This window comes from Isoptericola variabilis 225 (genome assembly GCF_000215105.1).
Taxonomy (GTDB): Bacteria; Actinomycetota; Actinomycetes; order Actinomycetales; family Cellulomonadaceae; genus Isoptericola; species Isoptericola variabilis_A.
This window is the reverse complement of the sequence record NC_015588.1, coordinates 2,529,756-2,552,727: the sequence shown is the minus strand read 5'-3', so window position 1 is coordinate 2,552,727 and position 22,972 is coordinate 2,529,756. Positions and strand designations below refer to the sequence as shown.

Below are 22,972 nucleotides of genomic sequence, written 5' to 3'. Positions count from 1 at the left end.
CACGCGGACCGGACCGCGTGTCGCGCCACGGCGCCTGCCGGACGGCGGTCAGTCGGCGGCGGCGCGGGAGGCGAGCAACCGCCGGAACGAGGCGAGCCGGGCGGTGCGCACGGCACGGGTCTCGTCGTCGGGCGAGGCCTCGACCCACTCGTCGAGCGCGCAGTCGGGGGCGTCGTCGAGGTGGGTGCAGCCCCGCGGGCACTCCGCGGCGACGTCGTCGAGGTCCTCGAACGCGGCGAGCACGTGCTCGACCTCGACGTGCGCGAGCCCGAACGACCGCACGCCGGGCGTGTCGATGACCCACCCGTCGTACTCGTCGGCCCCCGGCGCCACGGGCAGCCGGAGCGCGACGGCCGACGTGGACGTGTGCCGCCCGCGCCCCGTGACGTCGTTGACGACGCCGGTCGCGCGGCGCGCGTCGGGCACGAGCGCGTTGATGAGGGTCGACTTGCCGACGCCCGAGTGGCCCACCAGGACGGACGTGCGGCCCCGCAGGCGCTCGCGCACCTCCTCGACCGACGTCGCGTCGTCGCGTCGCGTCACGACGACGTCGACGCCGAGCGGCTCGTACAGCCCGCGCAGGGGAGCGGGGTCGGCCAGGTCCGCCTTGGTGAGGCACAGGAGCACGTCCATGCCGGCGTCGTACGCCGCGACGACGCAGCGGTCGATCATGCCGGTGCGCGGCTCGGGCTGGGCGAGCGCGGTCACGACGACGAGCTGGTCGGCGTTCGCGACGACGATGCGCTCGTAGGGGTCGGTGTCGTCCGCGGTGCGGCGCAGCACCGACGTGCGGTCCTGGATCCGCACGATGCGGGCGAGCGTGCCCTCGGCCCCCGACGTGTCGCCGACGACGTCGACGAGGTCGCCGACGACGACGCGCGTGCGGCCGATCTCGCGCGCCTTCATGGCGACGATCTCGCGCTCGTCGGCCTCGCCCTCGTCGACGACGACGCGGTACCGGCCGCGGTCCACGCCGACGATCAGGCCCGTGACCGCGTCGGCGTGCTCGGGCCGCTGCTTGCTCCGCGGCCGCGACCCGCGCTTCGACGGACGCCCGAAGCGGGCCTCCTCGTCGACGGCGCGGCGCGCCATCAGGCGCCGGCCCCCACGGTCCGTCCGGCCGCGAGCATGCGCTCCCACATCCGGTCGAAGCCGGGCAGCGTCTTCGCGGTCGTGCCGACGTTCTCGACCTGCACGCCCGGGACCCGCAGCCCCAGCACGGCGGCCGACGTCGCCATGCGGTGGTCGGCGTAGGTGCGGAACGTCGCGCCGTGCAGCGGCCGCGGGGTGATGACCAGGCCGTCGCGCGTCTCCTCGCACCGGCCGCCGAGCCGCGTGATCTCCGTCGCGAGCGCCGCCAGGCGGTCCGTCTCGTGCCCGCGAAGGTGCGCGATGCCGCGCAGGCGGCTGGGGGAGTCGGCCAGCGCGGCGAGCGCCGCGAACGTCGGGGCTAGCTCGCCCGCGGCGTGCAGGTCCACGTCGATGCCGTGGATCTCGCCCGTGCCCGTCACCGCGAGGACGCTCGTGCCGTCGTCGGCGGTGTGCTCGACGGTGACCCGCCCGCCCATGCGCTCGAGCAGCTCGGGCACCATGGCGCCCGGCTGGGTGGTCGACGCCGGCCAGCCGGGCACGCGGACGGTCCCGCCGGCCGCGAGCGCCGCCGCGAGGAACGGCGCGGCGTTCGAGAGGTCGGGCTCGACGCGGACGTCGCGGGCCGAGATCGCGCCGGGGGAGACGTGCCAGATGCCGTCGCGCGAGTCGTCGACCGCGACGCCGACCTCGCGCAGCGTCGCGACCGTCATCTCGATGTGCGGCAGGCTCGGCAGGGTGGCGCCGATGTGCCGCAGGGCGAGGCCGTCGTCGAAACGTGGGGCGGCGAGCAGCAGGCCGGAGACGAACTGCGACGACGCCGACGCGTCGACGTCGACGGCGCCGCCGCGCAGCGAGCCCTTGCCGTGCACGGTGAACGGCAGGTGGGACGGGAAGTCGGGGCCGTCTCCGGTGACCTTGACGCCGAGCGCGCGCAGCGCGGCGAGGACGGGAAGCATGGGCCGCACCCGGGCCTCGGGGTCGCCGTCGAACCGCACCGGGCCGTCCGCGAGCGCCGCGACGGGCGGCAGGAACCGCATGACCGTGCCGGCCAGGCCGGTGAAGACGTCGACGTCGCCTCGCACGGGCCCGGGCGTGACGTGCAGGGTGCTCGGCTCGGTGCCCTCGGTGATCTCGGCGCCGAGCGCGCGCAGCGCCGCGATCATGAGGTCGGCGTCGCGGCTGCGCAGGGCGCCGCGCAGGACGCCCGGGCCGTCGGCGAGCGCCGCGAGGACGAGCAGGCGGTTCGTCAGCGACTTGCTGCCCGGGATCTCGACGGTGGCGTCGAGCTCGCCCGGCGCGACCGGGGCCTCCCACGGCGCCTCGGAGGCGGGCGCGGGACTGGTGGCGTCGGGGCTGGCGGGCGCTGGCGTCATGGGCTCCAGGCTAGTGGAGCGGCCGCCCGGTCCGGCGGAGGGTCTCGGGGCGGCGGCGTTCAGCGGCCGACGCCGGCGAGAGCCCGGCGGCTCTCCTTCGCGGCCCGGCGGCCCTGCTTCGCCGCGCGCTGGGCGGCCTTCTCGGCCTTGCGGGCGGCGGCGGAGACCGTGTGGCTCGCGCGGTGCGACACGTCGTGGACCGATCGCTGGGCCGACCGCGCGGAGAGCTGCGCCGAGCGGGCCGCGGCCGCGCTCGCGTGGCTCACGCGGTAGGACAGCCCGGGACGGCCCTCGAGGTCGACGCCCGCGATGACGGTCGCGCCGAGCATGCCGAGGTTCTTGACGAACTTGGCCGTCCTTGCCTCGCGCTCGGCGCCCTTGGCGGTGAACGGCTGGTTGACGACGGCGAGCGGCACGGTGAGAGCCGCGAGCGCGAGCGCCGCGGTGCGCGGCGCCTTGCCCACCGCGAGCGCGATCCCGCAGAGGACGGTCGCGACCCCGTGCGCGCGCACGAGGGTCATGACCTGCGACTCGGTGAGCGGCGACGTGCCGAGGCGCTCGGTGACGAGGGCGGCACCCTCGCGCGCGGCGGCTGCGTGCTCGGCCGGGTTCTTCGCGGCCTGCACGCCGTCGTACACGAACGAGGAGGCCAGCAGGGGCCTGGCGAGACGACGGAGCAGCATGTGCCCACCTTGGCAGACCGCCGCGCGGCTCGCTCCTCGAGCGCCCTACGGTGTGCGCATGGAGGGGGAGGAGCACGGTCCCGGCGGCGTCGCCCGGGCCCAGGAGCTGCTCGAGTCGACCGACGCGTCGGTCGAGGAGATCGCCCGGCTCGTCGGGTTCGGCGCCGCCGCGGTGCTGCGGCACCACTTCGCGCGCACGCTCGGGACCAGCCCCGTCGCCTACCGTCGTCGGTTCGCGTGCCGCGACGAGATGGCGTCCTGACGCCGAGGGAATGTCGCAGGCGCCGCACCGGTTGCACCCAGACGTGGAAGCCTGCCTCGACCGACCCGCGACGCCCGCACCCGCCGTGCGGCTGTTCGCCGTCCCCGACGACCTCGGCCTGTCCACGGCCGGCCGTTCGGCGCACGAGGGGTGGGCCGCAGGGCTAGGCTCGACAGCGATGAGCCAGAACATGTCGCCCGAACCCGCGGACGAGGCCGGCGACGAGCCGACGCCCGTCGACGAGGTCGGCGAGGACACCGACCGGGCCCCCGACGGGGAGGACCCGGCGGCCCGCGCCGCCCGCTTCGAGGCGGACGCCCTGCAGTACCTCGACCAGCTCTACTCGGCCGCGCTGCGCATGACGCGCAACCCCGCCGACGCCGAGGACCTGGTCCAGGAGACGTTCACCAAGGCGTTCGCGGCCTTCCACCAGTACCGGCCGGGCACCAACCTCAAGGCCTGGCTGTACCGCATCCTGACCAACACGTTCATCAACAGCTACCGGAAGAAGCAGCGGGAGCCGCAGCAGTCCCAGACCGAGGAGGTCGAGGACTGGCAGATCGCCCGCGCCGCGTCGCACACCTCGCAGGGCCTGCGCTCCGCCGAGGCCGAGGCGCTCGACCGGCTGCCGGACTCCGACGTCAAGCGGGCGCTCGCGGAGCTGCCCGAGGACCGGCGCATGGTCGTGTACTACGCGGACGTCGAGGGCTTCCCTTACAAGGAGATCGCGGAGATCATGGGAACGCCGATCGGGACGGTGATGTCCCGGCTGCACCGCGGGCGCCGGCAGCTGCGCGAGCTGCTCGCGGACTACGCCGAGCAGCGGGGACTGGTGGCGACGCGCGGAGGGACCACGTCATGACCGACAGCCTCGGGAACGAGTCGGAGGCGTCCGTGATCACGCCCATCCCCCACGACACGCAGGGCGAGTCCGAGTGCGAACACGCCCTGTCCCACCTCTACGAGTACCTCGACTCGGAGATGACGCCCGAGGACGAGCAGCGCATGCGCGCCCACGTCGCCCACTGCTCGCCGTGCCTGGCGGAGCTGAGCGTCGAGGAGCTCGTCAAGCAGCTCGTCAAGCGTTCCTGCGCGGAGCGCGCGCCGGCGGCGCTGCGGCTGCGCATCCACGAGCAGCTCACCGTCATCGCCGCGAACGGCGTCTGACGCACGAAGGGCCGGACCCCTGTACGGGGTCCGGCCCTTGGTGTTCTCGGCGTCGTCAGGCGTTCGGACGCTTGCCGTGGTTCGCGGCCTTGCCCTTGCGGGCACGGCGCTTGTTGCCGCGCTTGCTCATGGTTGTCTCCTCACGAAGAGTGGACGAGGGGTCGACACATGGTCCCACACCAGCGGGCCTGGTCCGGAATCGGCCGGCCCGGACGAGACGTGAACGTGAGGAGCACGGATGAGCACCGAGTCCTGGGTGGTCGCCGCCCCGCAGAAGATCGACGTCGCCGGGGTCACGGAGGTTCGCCTCCGCCTCGTCGAGGGCCGCGCCGAGACGGTGACCGACGACGCCGCGAGCGGCGTCCGCGTCGAGGTCGTCGAGGTCGGCTCGCGCCCGCTCCAGTTGGTGCGCGAGGGCGGCGTCCTGCGGGTCGGCTACGACGGGGTCCGGATCCAGGGGTGGGTCGACCGGCTGCGCGGCGGCAGCCAGGACGCGGAGCGCGCCGTCGTGCGCGTCGTCGCGCCGCCGTCCGTTCGGCTCGACGTCGGCACGGTCGGCGCCGTCGCGGACGTCACCGGCGCCGAGGGCGCCCGGGTCAAGACCGTCACCGGTGCGATCCGCACCTCGGGCACCTCCGGCGCGCTGTCGCTGCGCACCATCTCGGGCGACGTCGCCGCGACCGGCCACGTGGGCGACGTGTCCGTCTCGATCGTCTCGGGCTCGCTCGCCGTCGAGGGCACGCTCGGGCGCGTCACGGTGTCGACCGTCTCGGGGCCGGTCGCGATCACGGCGCGGGGGAGCGTGCCCCTCGTCGACCTCAAGAGCGTGTCCGGCCCCGCCCAGGTGCGGCTCGACGTCGGCACCCCGGTCAACCTGCGCGTGCGCGGCGTCTCCGGCCAGGCGATCCTCGACGGCGCCGCGCTGCCGAGCCAGGGCCGCACGCTCGCCGTCGACCACGCCGACGCGCCCGTCGAGGGCCGCGCGCCCGCGTACGTGTCGGCCGCCGTCACGACCGGCACCGTGTCCGTCAGCCGCGGCTGACGGCCCCGTCCGGCTCCCGCCGCCCGACGCCCGACCCTGGAGGACGCGTGCACGTCGCCGAGCTGCTCACCGACGCCTACGGCCGGATCGCCGAGGAGGTCGCCGCCGTCCTCGACGACGCCTCGTCCGAGCTGCTGTCCTACCGCCCCGACCCGGCGGCCAACACGGTCGCCTGGCTCGTGTGGCACCTCACGCGCGTCCAGGACGACCACGTCTCCGACGTCGCGGGGACGGAGCAGGTCTGGACGTCGCGCGGCTGGGTCGAGCGGTTCGCACTGCCGTTCGGGGTCCGCGCCACCGGGTACGGGCAGTCCGCCGAGGAGGTCGCGGCGGTCCGCGTCGAGGCCGACCTGCTCCGGGGGGTACCACGAGGACACGCACGCGGCGACGCTGCGCTTCCTCGAGGGGCTCGTGCCCGAGGACCTCGACCGGGTCGTCGACACGTCGTGGGACCCGCCCGTGACGCTCGGCGTGCGCCTCGTGAGCGTGCTCGCCGACGACCTGCAGCACGTCGGCCAGGCCGCCTACCTGCGCGGCCTGGCCCGACGCGCGGGGCTCTGAGCGCGCGCTACTCGTCGGACGGCAGGCCGAGCCAGGAGTGCCAGCCGGTGTGCAGCACGAGCCACGCCATGAGGCCGTAGCCCGCCTGCCCGGGGTAGGTGCTGCCGTTGGTCGCGAGGTCGGCGAGCCACTGCTCGTGCTGGGCGAGCGGCGTGTACGTGTCGACGTAGGGCACGCGGCGCCGGCTCGCGACGTCGGCGAACGCCGCCGACAGCTCCGCGATGCGCTCGCCGTCCTCGGGGCGACCCGGCGGGGGACCGACGACGAACGCCGGGATCCGGCTCGAGTCCGCCACGTCGAGGATGTTGGCGAGGTTGAGGCGCGAGCGCGCGACCGAGAGACCGGAGTCGACGTCGTGCCGCCCGAGCGCCACGACGAGCCGGTTCTCGCAGTCCTGCTCGGGGCCGAACCGCGACTCCGTCTCGGCCTGCCAGCGCGCGCCGAGGGCCGACGTCGTCTCCCCGGGCACCGCGAGCGTGAACGTCATCGCCGGGCGGTCGAACCGCGTGCGGGCCATGACCCGGCCGGTCCAGCCGAGCGCACGGGCGTCACCGACGCCCACGCTGAGCTCGTCGCCGACGACGCAGATGCGCACCTCGCGTCCTGCCACGGACCTCTCACCGCCCCTTGCTCGAACTTGCGCCGCCATTGTCGGACACGGCGGCCGTCGCCGACCGGATCCCACGCCGTGGTCCTCGGCCGCGCGGGCGATCGGGCCCAGCCCGGAACATACCGCGAGCCGGGCCCGTCGACCCGTCGGAGCAGGGCTCAGAGGAGGGTGATGCCCCAGCGGACCTCGTGCTCGTCGCCGGCGGCCAGGCGCACGAGGCGGTCGCCCGAGTTGAACGCGTCCGCGTAGCAGCTCATCGGCTCCGCCGCGAGACCCATGCGCTCGTGCTGCGCGATGTGGTCGGCCGTGCAGACCTGGAAGCAGTCCATCGACTCGTCCATCCACACCGCGGGCGTGCGGCCGTCGGGGCACCCGAGACGGATCCACGCCCGGCCGTCGGCGTCGCGGACCGGGTCGGTCCAGGCGTCGTCGAGGTCGAGGCCGCGCAGCGGACGCGTCTCGCGCAGGTCGTAGTCGCCCTGGACCGGTTCGGTGCCCGTCGGCAGCAGCCGGTCGTCGACCGTGACGTGCGTGGCGGCGTCGACCCGCACCGTGCACTCGTCGAGGTCGGCGCCGCCCGTGGACAGCCACGGGTGGAAGCCGACGCCGTACGGCGCGGTGCCCGCGCCGACGTTGCGCGTGCGGACCGTGATCGTCAGGCCGTCGGGGCCGAGCGCGTACGTCGCGCGCGTGACGACCTGGAAGGGCCATCCCTTCTGCGCCGGCAGCGCGAGCTCGAGCGTGACCGCGTCGTCGGCCGTCTCGACCGCGGTCCACCGCTGCCAGCAGGCCAGGCCGTGCAGGGCCGTGCCGCGCGACGGCTCGGAGATCGCCAGCTGCTGCTCCTCGCCGTCGACGGTGTACACGCCGTCGCGCAGGCGGTTCGGCCAGGGCACGAGGACGGCGCCGTTGTACACGGGCGCGTGCTCGTCCTCGGCGAAGGGGACGAGGACCTCGCGGCCGCCGACGGTGTACTCGCGGATCATGGCGCCGACCTCGGTGATCGTGGCGCGCTGGTCGCCCGAGGAGATGCGGTGCTGGACCCCCGACGGCGCGGGGATCGTCTGGGAGGTGTTCACGCTCACACCGTAGTCGGAGAGCCGAAGTCGTGCGCTCGACGTAGCGTAGGAGGGTTGACCCCCTGGACTGGAGGAACGATGGAACAACGGGTGCTCGGCCGGACCGGCCGGATGGTGTCGGTCGTCGGCCTGGGAACCTGGCAGCTCGGGGCCGACTGGGGCGAGGTGAGCGACGCCGACGCGCGTGCCGTCCTGGAGGCGTCGCTCGAGGCCGGCGTCACGTTCTTCGACACGGCGGACGTCTACGGTGACGGCCGCAGCGAGCAGCTGATCGGTGCCTTCCTCGCCGACCACGCCGACGCCGGCATCACCGTCGCCACGAAGATGGGCCGCCGCGTCGACCAGGTGCCCGAGAACTACGTTCTCGAGAACTTCCGCGAGTGGACCGACCGGTCGCGCCGCAACCTCGGCGTGGACCGGCTCGACCTCGTGCAGCTCCACTGCCCGCCCACCGCCGTCTACTCGCAGGACGAGGTGTTCGACGCGCTCGACACCCTCGTGGCCGACGGCGTGACGGCCGCGTACGGCGTGAGCGTCGAGACGGTCGACGAGGCGCTCGCCGCGATCTCGCGGCCCGGCCTCGCGACCGTGCAGATCATCCTCAACGCCTTCCGGCTCAAGCCGCTCGAGAAGGTGCTCCCCGCGGCGTCCGACGCCGGCGTCGGGATCATCGCGCGCGTCCCGCTCGCCTCCGGCCTGCTGTCCGGGCGGTACACGAAGGACACGACGTTCCCCGAGACGGACCACCGGAACTACAACCGCAACGGCGAGTCGTTCGACGTCGGCGAGACGTTCTCCGGCGTGCCGTTCGAGGTCGGCGTCGAGGCGGCCGCGGAGTTCACCGAGCTCGTGCGGACGACGCTGCCCGAGCTCACGCCCGCGCAGGCCGCGATCGCGTGGGTGTGGCAGCAGCCCGGCGTCTCGACGGTCATCCCCGGCGCCCGCACCCCCGAGCAGGCACGGCTCAACGCCGCCGCCGGCTCCGCGCGCGTCCTCGGCCCGCTGTTCACGTCCGGCGTGCGCGAGATCTACGAGGGCACGATCAAGGAGCACGTCCACGACCGCTGGTGACCCTCCGCGGACTCCCGCGAGGTAGCGCGCTACCTCGCGCAAGGATGCGCTACCTCGCGAAAGAACGCGCTACCTCGCGCAAGGACGCGCTACCTCGGCGGACGACGGAGCCCCGCTCGCGCGGTGCGCGGGCGGGGCTCCGTCGTGTCCGGTGTCAGCGGCTGCGGGTGAACGCCTGCTCGATGAGCACGGCCTGCTCCTCCTTGTGCCGCTTCGCGGTGCCGGCGGCGGTCGACGCCGAGGCGGGCCGCGAGACGACGCCGACGCGCGGGAGGTCGTCCGGCAGGTTGAGGTGCAGGAACCACCAGGCGCCCTGGTTCTCGGGCTCGTCCTGGACCCACACGACCTCGGCGTTCGGGAACTTCGCGAGCTCGTCGCGGATCTGCTGCTCGGGCAGCGGGTAGAGCTGCTCGAGCCGGACCAGGGCGATGCGGTCGTCCTGACGCTTGATCCGCTCGGCCAGGAGGTCGTAGTACACGCGACCCGTGCACAGCAGGACGCGGTCGACCTTCGCCGGGTCGATCGAGCCGTCCGCCACGCCCTGGTCGCCGAGCAGCGGCTCGAACGTGCCGGTCGTGAAGTCCTCGACGCTCGACGCCGCGGCCTTGAGGCGCAGCAGCTGCTTCGGCGTGAAGACGACGAGCGGGCGGCGCGGACGCTGGTACGCCTGCTTGCGCAGCAGGTGGAAGTACGACGCGGGCGTCGACGGCTGGGCGATGGTCATGTTGTCCTCGGCGGCGAGCTGCAGGAAGCGCTCGACGCGGGCGGACGAGTGGTCCGGGCCCTGGCCCTCGTACCCGTGCGGCAGCAGCATGACGACCGACGAGTACTGGCCCCACTTCTGCTCGGCCGACGAGATGAACTCGTCGATGATCGTCTGGGCGCCGTTGACGAAGTCGCCGAACTGCGCCTCCCACAGCACCAGGGCATCGGGCCGCTCGACCGAGTAGCCGTACTCGAAGCCGAGCGCCGCGTACTCGCTGAGCGACGAGTCGTAGACCCAGAACTTGGCCTGGTCGCCCGACAGGTACAGCAGCGGCGTCCACTCGGCACCCGTGTTCCGGTCGTGGAGCACGGCGTGGCGCTGGACGAACGTGCCGCGGCGCGAGTCCTGGCCGGCCAGGCGGACGGGCGTGCCCTCCATGAGGAGCGAGCCGAACGCGACGAGCTCGCCGAAGCCCCAGTCGATGCCGCCCTCCTTGGCCATGAGCTGGCGCTTCTCGAGCAGCGGCATGAGCTTCGGGTGGACCGTGAAGCCCTCGGGCGGGGTGACGTGCACCTCCCCGACGCGCTCGAGGACCGAGTGCGGGATCGCCGTCTTCCAGCCGACCATCGTGCCGGCGTCGGCCCGCTGCGACTCGGGCCGCTCCAGGCCGGCGATCTCCTCCGTGCCCTCCGGGACGGTGTACGCGCCGGACTTGGTCTCGGTGAAGACGCGCTCGAGCTGGGCCTGGTAGTCCTTGAGCGCCTGCTCGGCCTCCTCGACCGTGATGTCGCCGCGCGCCACGAGGTTCTTCGTGTAGAGCTTGCGGACCGACTGCTTGGCCTCGATGAGGTTGTACATGAGCGGCTGCGTCATCGACGGGTCGTCGCCCTCGTTGTGGCCGCGGCGGCGGTAGCAGATCATGTCGATGATCACGTCGCGGTCGAACTGCTCGCGGTAGGCGAAGGCGAGCTCGGCCACGCGCACGCACGCCTCGGGGTCGTCGCCGTTCACGTGGAACACCGGGATCTGGAAGCCCTTGGCGACGTCCGTCGCGTACGTCGTCGAGCGCGACGACGACGGGCCGGTCGTGAAGCCGACCTGGTTGTTGATGATCACGTGGATCGTGCCGCCCGTGCGGTACCCGCGCAGTTGCGACAGGTTCAGCACCTCCGGCACGACGCCCTGCCCGGCGAACGCGGCGTCGCCGTGGATGAGGATCGGCAGCACCGAGAAGCCGTCGCCGCCCAGGTCGATGCGGTCCTGCTTGGCGCGCACGATGCCCTCGAGCACCGGGTCGACCGCCTCGAGGTGCGACGGGTTCGCCGCGAGGTAGACCTTCGTCGTCGCGCCCGACTCGGCCGTGAACACGCCCTCGGTCCCGAGGTGGTACTTCACGTCGCCGGAGCCCTGGACGCTCTTCGGGTCGAGCTGGCCCTCGAACTCCTTGAAGATCTGGGCGTAGCTCTTGCCCGCGATGTTGGCGAGCACGTTGAGCCGGCCGCGGTGCGCCATGCCGATGCCGACCTCGTCGAGGCCGTTCTCGGCCGCCTTCGACAGGATCGCGTCGAGCAGCGGGATGACCGACTCGCCGCCCTCGAGCGAGAAGCGCTTCTGGCCGACGTACTTGGTCTGCAGGAACGTCTCGAACGCCTCGGCCGAGTTGAGCCGGCGCAGGATGCGCAGCTGGTCCTCGCGCGGCGTGCGCGCGTAGCCGGACTCGAGCCGGTCCTGGAGCCACTTGCGCTGCGCCGGGTCGGAGATGTGCATGTACTCGACGCCGATCGAGCGGCAGTACGAGTCGCGCAGCAGACCGAGCGTCTCGCGCAGCGTCGCCTTCTGCTTGCCGCCGAAGCCGCTGACCGGGAACGTGCGGTCCAGGTCCCACAGCGTCAGGCCGTGGTTCTGGATGTCGAGGTCCGGGTGCTTGCGCTGGCGGTACGCGAGCGGGTCGGTGTCGGCCATGAGGTGGCCGCGCGAGCGGTAGGAGTGGATGAGCTCGGCGATGCGGGCGGGCTTGGCGGCCTCGACGTCGGCGTCCGTGGTGTTGTCGCGCACCCAGCGCACGGGCTCGTACGGCACGCGCAGCGCCGCGAAGACCCGGTCGTAGAAGCCGTCGAGGCCGAGCAGCTTGTTGGCGAGGATCTTGAGGAACTCGCCGGACTGTGCGCCCTGGATGATCCGGTGGTCGTAGGTCGACGTGATCGTCATGACCTTCGACACGCCCATGCGCGCGAGCTGCTCCTCGGAGGCGCCCGCGAACTCGGCGGGGTAGTCCATGGCGCCGACGCCGATGATCGTGCCCTGGCCCTGCATGAGGCGCGGCACCGAGTGCACCGTGCCGATGCCGCCGGGGTTCGTCAGCGAGATCGTCGTGCCGGCGAAGTCCTCGACGGTGAGCTTGCCGGCGCGGGCCTTGCGGACGAGGTCCTCGTACGCGGCCCAGAAGCCGGCGAAGTCGAGCTCGTCGGCCTTCTTGATGCTCGGCACGAGCAGCTGTCGCGAGCCGTCGGGCTTGGCCAGGTCGATCGCGAGGCCGAAGCCGACGTGGGCGGGCTGCACGATGCCGGGCTTGCCGTCGACGAGCTGGTAGTGCGCGTTCATGACCGGCATGTCGGCGAGCGCCTCGACCAGCGCGAACCCGATGAGGTGCGTGAACGAGATCTTGCCGCCGCGGCCGCGCGCGAGGTGGTTGTTGATGACGATGCGGTTGTCCACCATGAGCTTGGCGGGCACCGCGCGCACCGAGGTCGCGGTCGGGACCTCGAGCGAGGACTCCATGTTGGCGACGACGCGCGCGGCCGGGCCGCGCAGCTTCTGGACCACGTCGGTCGCCCGGTCCTCGTCCGTCCGCGGCGTCTGGCGCGCGACCTCGGCGTACGGGGCCGTCGCAGGCTGGGCCTCGGCGACGGGGCGGGTGTCGACCGGCTCCGCCGCGCTCGCCGTCGGGTCCGCGGGGACCGGGGCGGGGCGCACGGGCTGCGCCTCCTCGGCGGCGGCGGTGCCCGCCGTCGAGCGGCCCTGGCCGCGCGGCGCCGCGGGCGTCGACTCGACCGCGGCGGGGGCCTGCGTGTCGGGCGCCTGCTGCGCGGGCGCCGAGGGCGCCGGCTGGCCCGACGCCGGCTCGCCGGACGCCGCGGGCTCCGACGCGCCGTCGGACCCCTCCCGCGACTCGGCCGGCGTGTAGTCGGCGAAGAAGTCCCACCACGCGGGGTCCACCGCGTTCTTGTCCTTGAGGTACTGCTCGTAGAGCTCGTCGACGAGCCACTCGTTGGCTCCGAACGACGCGCTCGCTGCGCTGATCGACTCTGAACCAGCCTTCGGGGACACCACGCGCGGATCGCCCACTTTCACCACATTGCTACGTCGGATCTGTGCCGTTGCCCGTCGGATCGGGCAAAGTCCAGCCTATGCCCTCGGGCGCGCCCCGCAGCGGCGCGCCGCCGCGCCAGTCCTCGCGGTGATTGGCCGTTGGACACCTACTGCGCGCGCCGGGTAATAGACGGGGAAACGACACGTCGACGTTGCGTCGAGCGGCGTCATGCGCTGTCCACGACCGCGCGACGCCGACGTTGCGGTGTGACGGATCTCACGTTCCGGACGGGCGCTGCGACGCCGTCTCAGGCGTCCGACTCGGTCGTGACACCGGGTGCCGGGCGCGCGACGGCGGGCAGCGTCACGCGCATCGTGGCCCCGCGGGTCGTGTCGGCGACCTCGACGTGACCGCCGTGGAGGTCGACGGCCCAGCGCACGATCGCGAGCCCGATGCCCGTCCCGCCGCTCGCGGACCCGGAGTGCACGCGCGTCGCCGACGAGCCGCGCGCGAACCGCTCGAAGATGCGCTCGCGGTCCTCGGGCGCGATCCCCGGTCCCTCGTCGCTGACCTCGATGACGACGGTGTCGTCGACCGGGTAGGCGTCGAGCCGGACCGTGCCGCCGTGCGGCGAGTGGCGGATCGCGTTCTGCAGCAGGTTGGTCACGACCTGGCGCAGCCGCTCGGCGTCGGCCTCGAGGCTGAGGTCGGGCGGCGTGACGTCGACGACGTAGCTCAGGCCCTTGCCGGCGTCGACCATCGACACGGCCTGCGCGCACTCCTCGAGGAAGTCGCCCACCGCGACGTCGCTCAGCACGAGCGCCGAGGCGCCCGCCTCGACGCGCGACAGGTCGAGCAGGTACGTCACGAGCCGGGTCAGCCGCTCGGTCTGCTCGAGCGCGAGCTCGAGCGACGCCTTGGTCGGCTCGGTGACGCCGTCGACCATGTTCTCGAGCTGGGCCTGCAGGGCCGCGACGGGCGTGCGGAGCTCGTGCGACACGTTCGCGATGAGTTCGCGGCGGATCTTGTCGCTGTTGTGCAGGTCGGCGGCCATCATGTTGAAGGCCTCGGCGAGCTGGCCGACCTCGTCCCGGCTCGTGGCGCGCACCCGGATCGAGTAGTGGCCGTCGGCCATCGCCTGGGCCGCGGCCGTCATGTCGCGCAGGGGCGAGGTCATGCCGCGCGCGAGGAGCTGCGTGAGCACGAGCGACAGGAAGATCGCGAGCGGGAAGGTCCGCGTCGGGCCGAGCTCGTTGCGCAGCCCGACCCAGGTGATGAGCACCGCGAACGTCACGGTCGCGACGACGAGGACGCCGAGCTTGGTCTTGATCGACCGGACCGGGTCCAGGGGGCGCACGTCCGGCAGCCGGCGGTGCTCCTTGCGGGCCTTGCCCTGCGGGCCGTGCGGCTCGCGCACGTCAGCCTGCCGGCGGCTCGAAGGCGTACCCGACGCCGTGCACGGTGCGGATGAGGTCCGCCCCGAGCTTGCGGCGCAGCGCCTTGATGTGCGAGTCGACGGTGCGCGTCCCGCTCGCGTCCGCCCAGTCCCACACCTCGGCGAGCAGCCGCTCGCGCGTGAGGACGGTCTTGGGGGAGCTCGCCAGCATGACGAGCAGCTCGAACTCGGTCGGCGTGAGGTGGACCTCCTCGCCGCCCCGGTGCACCCGGCGCTGGGCGCGGTCGATCGTCACGTCTCCCATGACGATCGGCGGGTCGGCCGGCGCGGTGACGACGACCTGGGCCGCCCGCTCGACCCGCCGCAGCAGCGCCTTCACGCGCGCGACGAGCTCGCGCATGGAGAACGGCTTGGTCATGTAGTCGTCCGCGCCGACGCCGAGCCCGACGAGCATGTCGGTCTCGTCGTCGCGGGCCGTGAGCATGAGGATCGGCACGGGGCGCTCGGCCTGGATGCGTCGCGTCACCTCGAGCCCGTCGATGCCGGGCAGCATGACGTCGAGGACGACGGCGTCGGGCTGGAGCCGGGCCGCGGCGTCGACGCCCGAGAGGCCGTCGCGCGCGACCTCGACGCGCCAGCCCTCCGCCGACAGTCGCTGCGCGATCGCGGTGGCGATCGCCGGCTCGTCCTCCACGACGAGCACGGTCGCGCTCTGCTGTCCGGCGACGGCCGGGCCGGAGCCGCCGGCCGCTGCAGGGGGAGTGGTCGTCATGGGCCCATCTTGCACCGCGGACCTGGGGACGCGCTGTGCACACGCTGTCCGGCGACGAGCCCGGGCCCCCGGCGTTACGATCGGTGCCACGATGGACGACAGCCGATATACCAGCCTTTCCTGCCGGATCGTCACCCTGCGAGGCCTCGCGTGCTAGGCGACGTCCTGATGATCGCCCTCGGTGTGGCGCTCACCGCCGGCACCGCCGTCTTCGTGGCGAGCGAGTTCTCGCTCGTGACGCTCGACCCGGCCGTCGTCGGCGGCGACGACGAGGAGGGCGACAGTCCCTCGCCCGGCAGGAGGCGCCCGTCGGACCGACGGGACCGCGCCGTCCGCGCCGGGCTCAAGCACCTGTCGACCGAGCTGAGCTCGGCGCAGGTCGGCATCACGATCACCACGATCCTGCTCGGGTACACCGCGCAGCCCGCGCTGCTGTCCCTGTTCGACGCCGCGTTCGCCGCCACGCCGCTCGGCCGCGGCCTGTCGGGCGTGCTGGCGGGCGTCCTGTCGCTCGTCGTCGTCAACGGCTTCTCGATGCTCTTCGGCGAGCTGATCCCCAAGAACTACGCCCTGTCGACGCCGTACACGACGGCGCGGGCCGTCGTGCCCGTGCAGCGCGTCTTCACCACGGCGTTCCTCCCGCTCATCCGGGCGCTCAACGGGTCCGCCAACGCGCTGCTGCGACGCATGGGCGTCGAGCCGCGCGAGGAGCTGTCCGGCGCGCGCTCGCCCCAGGAGCTGCTGTCCCTCGTGCGCCGCTCGGCGCAGGAGGGCACGCTCGAGCAGTCGGTGGCGACCCTGCTGACCAACTCGATCGAGCTGCACGAGCTCAGCGCGCGCGACGTCATGACCGACCGCACCCGCATGGTCGTCGTCGAGCGCGACACGACGGCCGAGGAGGTCGTGGCGCTCGCCCGCCGCACCGGCCACTCGCGGTTCCCCGTCATCGGGGACGACCGGGACGACGTCGTGGGCCTGGTGCACCTGCGCCGCGCCGTCAGCGTCCCGTACGAGAAGCGCGCCGAGGTGCCCGCCGCCGCGCTCATGGACGACGCGCCGCGCGTCCCCGAGACCGTGAGCCTCGGCCCGCTGCTCGTCGAGCTGCGCTCGCTGGGCCTGCAGATGGCCGTCGTCGTCGACGAGTACGGCGGCACGTCGGGCATCGTCACGCTCGAGGACGTCGTGGAGGAGCTCGTGGGCGACGTCGCGGACGAGCACGACCGCCGTCGCGCGGGCGCCGTCCGCAGCGCCGACGGCTCCTGGGTCGTGCCGGGCGTGCTGCGCCCCGACGAGCTCCAGGAGACGACCGGCCTCGTCGTCCCCGAGGGTCCCGCGTACGAGACGCTCGGCGGGCTCGTCATGGCCGAGCTCGGCCGCGTGCCCGACGTCGGCGACTCGGTCCGGGTCGACGACGTCGTCCTGCGGGTCGAGGCGATGGAGGGCCGGCGCGTCGAGAGGCTCCGGGTGCAGGCCGCCGACGACGCCGACGCCCCCGGCGCGGAGGTGGCGCGATGAGCACGACGACCGCTCTCGTCGTCGGCCTGCTGCTCCTGGCGGGCAACGCCTTCTTCGTCGGCGCCGAGTTCGCCGTCCTGTCGGTGCGCCGCAGCACGATCGAGCCGCGCGCCGAGGCCGGCGAGCGCCGGGCCAAGATCGTCCTGTGGGCCATGGAGCACGTCTCGCTCATGCTCGCGTGCGCCCAGCTCGGCATCACCGTGTGCTCGACGGGTCTCGGCATCGTCGCCGAGCCGGCGCTCGCGCACATGCTCGAGGGGCCGTTCCACACGCTCGGCGTGCCCGAGCAGCTCGTCCACCCCGTCGCGATGGTCATCGCGCTCGCGATCGTCGTGTACCTGCACGTGGTGCTCGGCGAGATGGTCCCGAAGAACCTCGCCGTGGCGGGGCCGGAGGCGGCCGCGCTGTGGTTCGCGCCGCCGCTCGTGCTCTTCGCCCGCGTGATCCGGCCCGTCATCGTGGCGCTCAACTGGGTGGCCAACCATGCGGTGCGGCTCACCGGCGTCGAGCCCAAGGACGAGGTCGCCTCGGCGTTCACGGCCGAGGAGGTGCAGTCGATCGTCGAGCACTCGCAGGCCGAGGGGTTGCTCCAGGACGAGCACGGCCTGCTCACGGGTGCCATCGAGTTCTCGTCGCGCACCGCGGGCGAGGTCATGGTGCCCGTCGGCGAGCTCGTCACGGTCGGCGTGGGCGTGACGCCCGACGACGTCGAGCACCTCGTCTCGCGTACGGGCTTCAGCCGGTTCCCGGTCGTCGGGCCGGGCGCCAGCGGCGCTGACGAGCTCGTCGGATACCTGCACCTCAAGGACGTCCTGTACGCGACGAACGGCGACCGGTTCGACCCCGTGCCGTCGTGGCGGGTGCGCGCGCTCGCGTCCGTGCACCCCGACGCCGAGGTGGAGGACGCGCTGCGGGCGATGCAGCGCACCGGCGCGCACCTCGCGCGCGTCGAGGGGCCCTCGGGCGTGGTCGGCGTGGTGTTCCTCGAGGACATCCTCGAGGAGCTCGTCGGCGAGGTGCGCGACGCCATGCAGAGGCGTCGCCCGCCGGTGTGAGCCCGCGGCGCGCTAGCAGAGGTCCGGGCGGTTCGCCACCAGGGGACTTGGCCGTGGCGCCGGTCCCCGTTATGGTTCCGTGACGGGCCGCCGATCGGCGGCCCGGTGTGCGAGGTACGGAGGTGTCGTGGAGGCGAGCCCGCAGGGCGACGACCGGCCACTCGCCTCCCGTCGCGCGATGCGCGAGGCGGAGCGCGCCCGCAGCGGCCGCAAGCCGCGCAAGCGCCCCGCGCCGGCGCACGCCGCGGCCTCCCCGGGCCAGAGGTGGGCCACCCGGCTGACGGTCCTCGGCTCGCTCGCCGCCGCCACCATCGCCGTGCCGCTCGGCGGCGACGACGCCGCCGTCGGGGACGAGTCGCCGTTCGCGCTCGACACGAGCCCGCAGGGTCCCACGACGCTCGAGGTGCTCCGCCAGCCCGGCCCGCCTCCGCGCACCTCCGCGGCCATCGCGGCCGAGGTGCGCGACTCGCGCGTGACGGTCGCGGCCAGCCGCTCGTCCGAGCGCGACCCGCTGCCCGGCTGCGACCCGGACGCCCCGGTCGAGGGCAGCAACGGCCGCCTGGCCGACCACTCGCTGTGCGCCCTGTGGCAGGAGGGGGAGCGGCTGCGCCCCGACGCCGCCGTCGCGCTCAGCGCGCTCAACGAGGCGTTCCGCGCCCGCTTCGGTCGCAACCTGTGCCTCGTGGACAGCTACCGCTCGCTCGCCTCGCAGTACTCGGTCAAGGCGAGCCGCGGCTACCTCGCCGCGACCCCGGGGCGCTCCATGCACGGGTGGGGCCTGGCGATCGACCTGTGCTCCAAGGAGACGGGCAACGCCGAGGTGTACCGCTGGCTGTGGGAGAACGGCCCCGCGTACGGGTGGGAGAACCCGCCGTGGGCGCAGCGCGGCGGCAGCGGCAAGTACGAGCCGTGGCACTTCGAGTACCGGCCGGGCGTCGAGGAAGTCTCCTACTGGCACTGACGCCGAGGCCGGGCGCCGAGGTGAGGCGGGGCCGGCGGGGCTAGGCTCGCGAGCATGTCGACGGACTACTCCGACTTCGAGTTCGAGCGCCGCTTCCTGGTCCGCGAGCTGCCGGACCAGTTGCGCGACGCGCCGTCGCTCGTCGTGCAGTCGTACTACCTGTCCGACGGCGGGTACGCGCTGCGCGTGCGCGTGCAGGCGACCGACGTCGAGGCGCGGCTCGACGCCGAGAGCGACCCGCGCATGGTGCTCGACGCGTACCGCGACAAGGTCGACTTCGCCGCCGTCACGGTCAAGGGCCCCTCGGCCGGCGGCACGCGCTACGAGGCGGAGCGCGAGCTCGACCCGCTCGTCGCCGTCGAGCTGGTCGCACGCGGCGGGGCCCGCGTGCTCAAGACGCGCTACGCCGCGTGGCTCGGAGCGGACGGCTGGTCCCTCGACGTCTTCGGCAGCGGGAACCACCCGCTCATCGTCGCCGAGTGCGAGCGGTCGAGCCCGGTCACCGAGCTGCAGATCCCCGACTTCTGCGTCACCGAGCTCACGGACGACCGCCGCTTCTCCAACGAGTCGCTCGCCGTGCACCCGTACCGCGAGTGGTCGGCCCGGTACGCGGCCGAGCTCGCGGCGTCGGGTCCCCGGTTTCGCGGGGACTTCGGCGAGAACACGCGCCTGACGACGGACTGAGCGTCCCTGACGCGGCGACGGCTACCGGGGGACCGTGCGCTCCTCGGGCCCGACGTACGCGGACAGCGGCCGGATGAGCGAGTTCGCGGCCTGCTGCTCCATGACGTGCGCGGTCCAGCCCGTCACGCGCGCGGCGACGAACAGCGGCGTGAACGTCGCGGTGTCGAAGCCCATGAGGTGGTACGCGGGGCCCGACGGGTAGTCGAGGTTCGGGTAGATGCCCTTGCGCTCGACGAACTCCGACTCGAGGGCGCCGTAGAGGTCGGCCAGGTCGCGGCGGCCGTAGTGCTCGACGAGCGTGTCGAGCGCGGCCTTCATGGTCGGCACGCGCGAGTCGCCGTGCTTGTAGACGCGGTGGCCGAAGCCCATGATCTTGCGCTTGGCGGCGAGCGCCTCGTCGAGCCACGCCGGGACGCGGTCGGCGGAGCCGATCTCCGCGAGCGTCTCCATGACGGCCTCGTTGGCCCCTCCGTGCAGCGGGCCCTTGAGCGCGGCGATCGCGCCGACGACGGCGGAGTGCAGGTCGCTCAGCGTCGAGGTGATGACGCGCGCCGTGAACGTCGAGGCGTTGAACGAGTGCTCGGCGTACAGGATCATCGAGCGGTTGAACGCGTCCACGACGAGCGGCTCGGGCTCGGTGCCGAACGTCATCCACAGGAAGTTCGCCGAGTAGTCGAGGTCGTCGCGCGGTGCGACGACGTCCTGGCCGTGCCGGCGCCGCTGCCCGTACGCGACGATCGCGGGCAGCGCGGCGAACAGCCGCAGGCTGCGGGCCAGGTTCTCCTCCGGGTTGCCGCCGGCCTCCAGCGCCGAGAGCCCGGCCGCCTCGCGCGCGCCGATGACGCTCACCGCGGTGCGGACCTCGTCCATGGGGTGCGCGTCGGTGGGGAGCAGGTCGATCGCGGCGCGCACGTCGTCGGTGAGCGCGCGGTGGTCGCGCTCGGTCGCGCGCAGCTCGGCGAGCTGGTCCGCCGTCGGCAGTTCGCCGTGCCACAGCAGGTAGGCGACCGCCTCGAACGGCTGCGTGTCCGCGAGGTCCTGCACGGGGTAGCCGCGGTAGAGCAGCGAGTTGGTCTCCGGGTTGACCTTGGAGATCGAGGTGACGTCGGCGACGACGCCCGCGAGGCCCTTGCGGACCTCGGGCTGCTCGGCGAGGCCGGTGGGCTGGCTCATCGGTGCTCCTTCGCGCCGTGGTGGAGGTTGTCGTCGAGCGAGAAGTCGAAGACGCCGGCGTCGAACGTGCCGTACGCCGCGTAGTCGACGAGCTCGTAGAGGCGTGCCCGGGTCTGCATGTGCTCGACCTGGGAGGCGAGCGAGCCCTCGGCGCGCAGCGCGTCGAGGCCGCGCTCGGCCGCGCCCATCGCGAGGCGCAGCAGGGACACGGGGTAGATGACGAGGTCGATGCCGGCGTCGGCGAGCTGCCGGGCGGTGAACAGCTCGCTCTTGCCGAACTCGGTCATGTTGGCCAGGACGGGCACGTCGAGGGCGTTCTTCATCGCCTCGAACTCGCCCAGGTCGCGCATGGCCTCGGGGAAGATCGCGTCCGCGCCGGCGTCGACGAGCGCCCGGGCCCGGTCGATCGCGGCGTCCAGCCCCGCCACGGCACGGATGTCGGTGCGGGCCATGACGAGGAGGTTCTCGTCGCGCCGCGCCGTGACCGCCGCGCGGATGCGCTGCAGCGCGGTCGTGTCGTCGACGACCTGCTTGCCGTCGAGGTGGCCGCACCGCTTGGGGTTGACCTGGTCCTCGATGTGCAGGCCCGCGACGCCGGCGTCCTCCATGGTCTGGACCGTGCGGGCCACGTTCATCGCCTCGCCGAACCCCGTGTCGGCGTCGACGAGCGTCGGCAGGTCCGTCATGCGCGCGATCTGGCCGGCGCGCGTCGCGACCTCCGTGAGGGTCGTGAGCCCGACGTCGGGCAGCCCCAGGTCGGCCGCGACGACCGCGCCCGAGACGTAGACGCCGTCGAACCCCTTGTCCTGGATCAGCCGGGCGGCGAGCGGGTTGAACGCGCCGGGCAGCTGCAGCAGCTCCCCGGAGCGCAGGCGCTCGCGGAACGTCGCGCGCTTGGCGGCGGGCGTCGTCGTCGAGTAGAGCATCAGAAGATCCCGGGGGTGCGGGGCTGGTCCGCGAGCGGGTCGCGCGCGGGCGTGACGGTGAGACCGGCGAGCTCGTCGGCCGTGAGCTCGGGCAGGCGCTGCGCGACGTCGAGGAACCGCTCGACCTCGTCGTCGGCCAGGACGCCCGCCGCGAGCGTGCGGAACTTGCGCACGTACTGGTCGCGCGCGAACGGGCGCGCGCCCAGCGGGTGCGCGTCGGCGACGGCGATCTCCTCGACGATCCTGCCGCCGTCGGACAGCTCGATCTCGACGCGGCCGCCGAACGCCTTCTCGGACGGGTCGGCCGAGTGGTAGCGGCGCGTCCACTCCGGGTCCTCGGTCGTGGTGACCTTGCGCCACAGCTCGACCGTGTCCGGACGGCCCGCGCGCTCGGGCGCGTAGCTCGCGACGTGGTCCCACGTCCCGTCCTGCAGCGCGACGGTGAAGATGTACGGGATCGAGTGGTCGAGCGTCTCGCGGCTCGCCGTCGGGTCGTACTTCTGCGGGTCGCCGGAGCCCGAGCCGATGACGTGGTGCGTGTGGTGGCTCGTGTGCAGGACGACGGAGCGCACGTTCGCCGGGTCGCGCAGCCACGGGTTCTCGGTGCCGAGGCGGCGGGCGAGGTCGATCCACGCCTGCGCCTGGTACTCGGCCGAGTGCTCCTTGGTGTACGTGTCGAGGATCGCCGTCCGTGGCTCGCCGCGCTCCGGCAGCGGGACGGTGTACCGCGCGTCGGGCCCGTCGAGCAGCCACGCGATGACGCCGTCCTCACCCTCGTAGATCGGGCTCGGGCTCGTCTGGCCGCGCATCGCGCGGTCGACGGCCTCGATCGCCATCTTCCCGGCGAACGCGGGCGCGTACGCCTTCCAGGTCGAGATCTCGCCCTTGCGCGACTGCCGCGTGGCCGTCGTCGTGTGCAGCGCCTGGCCGACGGCCTGGTAGATCGTCTCGGTGTCGAGCCCGAGCAGCGTGCCGATGCCCGCCGCGGCCGACGGGCCGAGGTGCGCCACGTGGTCGATCTTGTGCTTGTGCAGGCTGATGCCCTTGACCAGGTCGACCTGGATCTCGTAGCCGGTCACGATGCCGCGCACCAGCTCGGCGCCCGAGCGCCCCAGGTGCTGCGCGACGGCGAGCACGGGCGGGATGTTGTCGCCCGGGTGCGAGTAGTCGGCCGCGAGGAAGGTGTCGTGGTAGTCCAGCTCGCGCACCGCGACACCGTTGGCCCACGCCGCCCACTCGGGGCTCGTGCGCTCGGGGCTGCCGAAGATCGTCGCGCCCGCGCCGCCGCGCGACACGGGGTGCGCCTCCGCCTGCGTGCGCGCCGCGAGGATCGGCGCCCGGCCGAGCGACGCCGTCGCGACGGCCGCGTTGTCGATGATGCGGTTGATCACCATGTCGGTGACCTCGGGCGTCGGGTCGAGCTGCTCCGCCGCCACCTCCGCGATCTTCCAGGCCAGCTGCTCGGGGCGGGGGAGCGCCTCGGTCGAGCGGTAGACGCGGACGGTGTGGTCGATCATGCGGGCTGTCCTCCGGG

General features: G+C 73.5%; 21 protein-coding genes and 1 pseudogene. 10 read left to right on the top strand and 12 right to left on the bottom strand.

Annotated features, from left to right (window positions below):
• Positions 1-48: 48 nt before the first annotated feature.
• From rsgA to ISOVA_RS11765, 3 genes are read right to left on the bottom strand one after another with little or no spacing between them, the layout of a single operon-like run.
• Positions 49-1,092 (bottom strand): ribosome small subunit-dependent GTPase A, encoded by a 1,044-nt coding sequence (rsgA, locus tag ISOVA_RS11775; protein WP_013839449.1) that lies wholly within the window; start codon positions 1,090-1,092, stop codon positions 49-51.
• Complete coding sequence (aroA, locus tag ISOVA_RS11770; RefSeq protein ID WP_013839448.1) at positions 1,092-2,465, bottom strand: 3-phosphoshikimate 1-carboxyvinyltransferase; 1,374 nt, start codon at positions 2,463-2,465, stop codon at positions 1,092-1,094. The genes rsgA and aroA overlap by 1 nt, the downstream gene beginning before the upstream one ends.
• A 59-nt stretch (positions 2,466-2,524) precedes the next feature.
• Positions 2,525-3,148 (bottom strand): DoxX family membrane protein, encoded by a 624-nt coding sequence (locus tag ISOVA_RS11765; protein WP_013839447.1) that lies wholly within the window; start codon positions 3,146-3,148, stop codon positions 2,525-2,527.
• A gap of 88 nt (positions 3,149-3,236) precedes the next feature.
• On the opposite strand from ISOVA_RS11765, the pseudogene ISOVA_RS11760 reads away from it, so the two are divergent.
• From ISOVA_RS11760 to rsrA, 3 genes and pseudogenes are all read left to right on the top strand, one after another.
• Positions 3,237-3,410, top strand: a pseudogene (locus ISOVA_RS11760) (helix-turn-helix domain-containing protein); the annotation flags it as partial.
• A gap of 178 nt (positions 3,411-3,588) precedes the next feature.
• Positions 3,589-4,272 (top strand): sigma-70 family RNA polymerase sigma factor, encoded by a 684-nt coding sequence (locus ISOVA_RS11755; RefSeq protein ID WP_143762120.1) that lies wholly within the window; start codon positions 3,589-3,591, stop codon positions 4,270-4,272.
• Positions 4,269-4,577, top strand: coding sequence for a mycothiol system anti-sigma-R factor (rsrA, locus tag ISOVA_RS11750; RefSeq protein WP_013839445.1), 309 nt, complete (start codon positions 4,269-4,271; stop codon positions 4,575-4,577). Before ISOVA_RS11755 ends, rsrA begins: the two co-directional genes overlap by 4 nt.
• 55 nt (positions 4,578-4,632) lie before the next feature.
• On the opposite strand, the gene ISOVA_RS17685 is transcribed toward rsrA, so the two are convergent.
• Positions 4,633-4,707: a 50S ribosomal protein bL37 gene (locus ISOVA_RS17685; protein WP_370459514.1), complete on the bottom strand. Its 75-nt coding sequence runs from the start codon at positions 4,705-4,707 to the stop codon at positions 4,633-4,635.
• A gap of 108 nt (positions 4,708-4,815) precedes the next feature.
• Here ISOVA_RS17685 and ISOVA_RS17325 point away from each other — a divergent pair, with 108 nt between their 5' ends.
• Complete coding sequence (locus tag ISOVA_RS17325; protein WP_013839443.1) at positions 4,816-5,619, top strand: DUF4097 family beta strand repeat-containing protein; 804 nt, start codon at positions 4,816-4,818, stop codon at positions 5,617-5,619.
• Between the two features lie 411 nt (positions 5,620-6,030).
• Positions 6,031-6,180 (top strand): hypothetical protein, encoded by a 150-nt coding sequence (locus ISOVA_RS17680; protein ID WP_407635295.1) that lies wholly within the window; start codon positions 6,031-6,033, stop codon positions 6,178-6,180.
• A gap of 7 nt (positions 6,181-6,187) precedes the next feature.
• Here the strand turns inward: ISOVA_RS17680 and ISOVA_RS11735 are convergent, their stop codons facing one another.
• Positions 6,188-6,829 carry a GDSL-type esterase/lipase family protein gene (locus ISOVA_RS11735; RefSeq protein WP_049788336.1) on the bottom strand — a complete coding sequence of 214 codons (642 nt, stop codon included), beginning with the start codon at positions 6,827-6,829 and terminating at the stop codon, positions 6,188-6,190.
• Positions 6,830-6,948: 119 nt separating this feature from the next.
• Positions 6,949-7,869 carry an aldose 1-epimerase family protein gene (locus ISOVA_RS11730; RefSeq protein ID WP_013839441.1) on the bottom strand — a complete coding sequence of 307 codons (921 nt, stop codon included), beginning with the start codon at positions 7,867-7,869 and terminating at the stop codon, positions 6,949-6,951.
• Between the two features lie 78 nt (positions 7,870-7,947).
• Here ISOVA_RS11730 and ISOVA_RS11725 point away from each other — a divergent pair, with 78 nt between their 5' ends.
• Positions 7,948-8,940 (top strand): aldo/keto reductase, encoded by a 993-nt coding sequence (locus ISOVA_RS11725; RefSeq protein WP_013839440.1) that lies wholly within the window; start codon positions 7,948-7,950, stop codon positions 8,938-8,940.
• A 154-nt stretch (positions 8,941-9,094) separates the two neighbouring features.
• Here the strand turns inward: ISOVA_RS11725 and ISOVA_RS11720 are convergent, their stop codons facing one another.
• The 3 genes from ISOVA_RS11720 to ISOVA_RS11710 all read right to left on the bottom strand — a co-directional run bounded on the left by ISOVA_RS11720 (position 9,095) and on the right by ISOVA_RS11710 (position 15,124).
• Complete coding sequence (locus ISOVA_RS11720; protein WP_013839439.1) at positions 9,095-12,976, bottom strand: multifunctional oxoglutarate decarboxylase/oxoglutarate dehydrogenase thiamine pyrophosphate-binding subunit/dihydrolipoyllysine-residue succinyltransferase subunit; 3,882 nt, start codon at positions 12,974-12,976, stop codon at positions 9,095-9,097.
• 287 nt (positions 12,977-13,263) lie between these two features.
• Positions 13,264-14,373 carry a sensor histidine kinase gene (locus ISOVA_RS11715; protein WP_013839438.1) on the bottom strand — a complete coding sequence of 370 codons (1,110 nt, stop codon included), beginning with the start codon at positions 14,371-14,373 and terminating at the stop codon, positions 13,264-13,266.
• 1 nt (position 14,374) lies between these two features.
• Positions 14,375-15,124: a response regulator transcription factor gene (locus ISOVA_RS11710; protein WP_081474866.1), complete on the bottom strand. Its 750-nt coding sequence runs from the start codon at positions 15,122-15,124 to the stop codon at positions 14,375-14,377.
• 168 nt (positions 15,125-15,292) lie between these two features.
• Here ISOVA_RS11710 and ISOVA_RS11705 point away from each other — a divergent pair, with 168 nt between their 5' ends.
• The 4 genes from ISOVA_RS11705 (at position 15,293) to ISOVA_RS11690 (ending at position 19,339) form a co-directional block, all read left to right on the top strand.
• The gene (locus ISOVA_RS11705; RefSeq protein WP_233275887.1) at positions 15,293-16,639 is read left to right on the top strand and encodes a hemolysin family protein; all 1,347 of its coding nucleotides are present in this window, start codon (positions 15,293-15,295) and stop codon (positions 16,637-16,639) included.
• Positions 16,636-17,694, top strand: coding sequence for a hemolysin family protein (locus ISOVA_RS11700; protein ID WP_013839435.1), 1,059 nt, complete (start codon positions 16,636-16,638; stop codon positions 17,692-17,694). The genes ISOVA_RS11705 and ISOVA_RS11700 overlap by 4 nt, the downstream gene beginning before the upstream one ends.
• Before the next feature lie 178 nt (positions 17,695-17,872).
• Positions 17,873-18,655 carry a M15 family metallopeptidase gene (locus ISOVA_RS11695; RefSeq protein ID WP_143762119.1) on the top strand — a complete coding sequence of 261 codons (783 nt, stop codon included), beginning with the start codon at positions 17,873-17,875 and terminating at the stop codon, positions 18,653-18,655.
• A gap of 54 nt (positions 18,656-18,709) precedes the next feature.
• Positions 18,710-19,339, top strand: a complete 630-nt coding sequence (locus tag ISOVA_RS11690) for a CYTH domain-containing protein (RefSeq protein ID WP_013839433.1) — start codon at positions 18,710-18,712, stop codon at positions 19,337-19,339.
• Positions 19,340-19,360: 21 nt separating this feature from the next.
• Here ISOVA_RS11690 and ISOVA_RS11685 read toward each other — a convergent pair whose 3' ends face one another.
• From ISOVA_RS11685 to ISOVA_RS11675, 3 genes are read right to left on the bottom strand one after another with little or no spacing between them, the layout of a single operon-like run.
• Positions 19,361-20,512 carry a bifunctional 2-methylcitrate synthase/citrate synthase gene (locus tag ISOVA_RS11685; RefSeq protein WP_013839432.1) on the bottom strand — a complete coding sequence of 384 codons (1,152 nt, stop codon included), beginning with the start codon at positions 20,510-20,512 and terminating at the stop codon, positions 19,361-19,363.
• Positions 20,509-21,438 carry a methylisocitrate lyase gene (gene prpB, locus ISOVA_RS11680; RefSeq protein ID WP_013839431.1) on the bottom strand — a complete coding sequence of 310 codons (930 nt, stop codon included), beginning with the start codon at positions 21,436-21,438 and terminating at the stop codon, positions 20,509-20,511. Before prpB ends, ISOVA_RS11685 begins: the two co-directional genes overlap by 4 nt.
• Complete coding sequence (locus ISOVA_RS11675; protein ID WP_013839430.1) at positions 21,438-22,955, bottom strand: MmgE/PrpD family protein; 1,518 nt, start codon at positions 22,953-22,955, stop codon at positions 21,438-21,440. Before ISOVA_RS11675 ends, prpB begins: the two co-directional genes overlap by 1 nt.
• Positions 22,956-22,972 lie beyond the last annotated feature (17 nt).